This window comes from Bartonella saheliensis (assembly GCF_902162175.1).
In genome coordinates this window covers 1-2,947 of sequence record NZ_LR607276.1, presented here as the reverse complement: position 1 = coordinate 2,947, position 2,947 = coordinate 1, and the positions used below count along the sequence as shown (strand labels likewise).

2 protein-coding genes are annotated in these 2,947 nt (G+C 45.5%); both read right to left on the bottom strand.

Going from position 1 to position 2,947, the window contains the following annotated elements; genetic code table 11:
• Nucleotides 1-129 precede the first annotated feature (129 nt).
• Nucleotides 130-1,014, bottom strand: coding sequence for a hypothetical protein (locus tag FS875_RS09545; protein WP_144756138.1), 885 nt, complete (start codon nt 1,012-1,014; stop codon nt 130-132).
• Between the two features lie 11 nt (nt 1,015-1,025).
• The coding region (locus tag FS875_RS09540) for a portal protein (protein ID WP_246067903.1) at nt 1,026-2,947 on the bottom strand (1,922 nt) is incomplete at its 5' end.

Genomic DNA, 2,947 nt, shown 5'->3' with positions numbered 1-2,947 from the left:
GCTTTCGGATCATGGGTCATGATATGTGTTGTTGCCATTCTATTTCACCTTTCTTTGCTGTAAAAAAACCGGCTTAAAGCCGGTGGAAAACCCGCATCAAAGGCGGATTATGCTGTTAAAATCTGTTGCCTAATCGGGGTCTACACCCATGATTTCATAAAAAAGAGCTTCATTTCTCGGATTGGATATCCATGTGTTGAATTCTCTCTCTGACATAGCGGCAAGAGCGTCTTTGGTCATTGGTCCAACACTGCCTCCTCCACCAGAGGCTGTTAAAGTCCTCGCAGAATTCTGACGACTCTGGAGTACTGCAATTTGATTATTGGCTTGCACCGCTTGGTTTTGATAGCCACGGTTTTGCGCTATCTTATAAAGCTCTTCTGCTGGATTAAGATCTCTTTGTGCACATGTCGCTACTATCGTCCGCAATTCATCTCCTATAATCGCATCTCTCGTGCCCTTATTGGCGTAATCTGGATAAATACCTGACCAAGAATTTAACTCTTGTTCACGCGTCTGATAAAGAAAATCCACAGCTGCATCAAAATCACTGTATTTCTTTTTGACTGTTTCAACAGAATTGTAAAAAAACTGGTTAAGGCGCATATCATGCTGTTGCTGTTCTTCAGCTTGTCTTAGCGCTTCTTTCTGTCCCCCAATATATGCACCCTGCTCTTGAAGTTTTTTTCCCATCCACCCAATGTAACCAATAATGTCCTCACGTGGGTCTGGGGGGCTTCCTTCATCTTCAACCATTGGCGTCTGAGATTGGGGTTCATAAAATTTGACAAGTGCTTCACGGGCTTGCTTGAGTTGTTCTTCTGAACGTTGCCGATCTATAGGAACAATCTCTGAAGGCTGTTCAACGGGCTCTACAACCGGCTCTGAAGAGGACACATCATCACTTTCAATCGCTCCTATCTCATGATCACTCTCAAAAGAGCTCTCATCATCAAAAACAGCTGGTTCTGACGTATAATCTTCAGTCATTCCTTCATTCATTTCTGCATTCATTCTTCACCTCTCTAAATGCTTCTTCCTCGATATGTTGCGGCTCGATCCCGCATGGTCTGATTTTGGGCTCGTTCGTTAAGAATACGTTCCCGTTCAAGTTCATGGCGTTGCTGCATCATTTCCGCTTCCAGTTCTGCTCTCTGTTGACGCATGAACAGATCAATCTGCTTTCCTTGTAAATCCATTTGTTGCATCTGGGCTTTGGCAGCAATATCCTGTTGCTTTTCTTGCAACTTCATTTCTTGCTCTGGATTCATCTGTTGCTGGGCTTGTTGCGCCATTTGTTGCTGCTGTTGAAACTTCTCACTCACACGATTAAGCAAGGACGCCGGCAATGGAGAATAACGCAGCAAATCAAGCATGATATCCGGCGTAACCGCATTTTGAAGCAATGGTAACAATTGCGTGATAATGCCGAAGGTACGCTCCTTTTCATTCGGACTGGTCGGTGCATCATCTACCACAATATCATAATCAACACTCATCACTGCTTCACGGGTTAAGGAGATATATTGCGCATTCTCCTCTCCAGAAATCCGCACCAAACGCCCATCAGACAAGTAATTCTGTATCAAGTGCAAAATAAGCTTACCTTGACGCTTGCGATACAAACGCAACCCATCAAACAAACAAGCAAGCAGATTAAGGCTGGATTGACGCCTTTGTGCCTCTAAAATACCCGCTTGTGATACCTCCCTCGTTCCTATGAACTCTGGTGATAAACCGGTAACCTGATTAATTGCTTCTTTGGCTTCATTGAACAGTTGGAAAAATCCCGTAGGAAACTGTGCTACTGGCTTGGGTTGGATCTTGCCACCTGCAAGGGCTCCATTTTTTAAAACCGTGATACTATCTGCTCTGCTCCAACTTTGTACTGCTTCTCGCTCGTCTTCAAAGGCGCCCCTCTCTGCCATTATCCCACCCTTGGATTGGCTATTGAGAATATGCATGACCTGACTAAAATACTTATTTGCCCATCGCTGTGGATCTTTTGTGGGACGTACAACCCCATAAAATTGACGCTCTATCTTATCAAAATAGCCCGTGATACACTCCCAACCTAATTGACCAGCAGGGACCATCGGTTGATCGGGGCAGAGTAAAACTTTCCTGCCTAAAAAGGCGCGCTTGACGACCTTCTTATTGAAAGCCGCCCCTTGGATATCGGGCATCATGCACTGAAGTTGCTTAAATTCCTCCTCGCTATAGTCACGAAGTTCTCCAGTACTTAAATCGGGCGCTTTATAATATCTCTCGCTTTCAAACCAACGGCATTCGACAAGCGTAACCATTCGTCGACCGTTTTCAACATCAATTCCCCTCTCGTCATCATAAGCCTCTAAATCATTGTGATGAATCCCCTCATAAGCACTCCCATCTCGCGCCCAATCTGCACTGAGTTCGCTCCAATGGGCTTTTGGAAACATCTGCTTGGCAACTTCCAACGGCTTACGGTCTACGTACCATAAGCGTTGTGCATCGGTTAAATTCGGTTGCACCGCTGCACTGTCCCAAACCATCTTCAACGGGTCTAAACGCGTAATAACTGGTTCCCCATCGAGGCTGTTTTCATAATCAAGTCGCGTATCGGTCCAGCCCATGCCACAGATGACGGCATCTTGGAAAGCATCGGAATCCGCATATTCCGCATGTGCCATATCACGAAACCATTCTGCTGCACCGGTGAGCAATTCACTAGGCAATGCCTTCCCTATTTGACGAGGAATAAACTGCACCTCGCGTTTATTATTGCGTTCCGAACCTACAACCGCATTGACCAAAGGGGCTATCCGATTAAAGGTCATGACGGGGCGGCGTTGTTCTTTTAAAGCCGCTAAATCTGCCTCATTCCACTGATCCCCATTGTAAAAACGAAAATCTTCACGGGCTTGCTCGCGCCATTTGTTCACATGCTCTATATCTTCTTTGTACC

Excerpts from the sequence above, each read along its gene's own strand:
- FS875_RS09545 (WP_144756138.1), bottom strand. The coding sequence starts at position 1,014 with ATGAATGCAGAAATGAATGAAGGAATGACTGAAGATTATACGTCAGAA.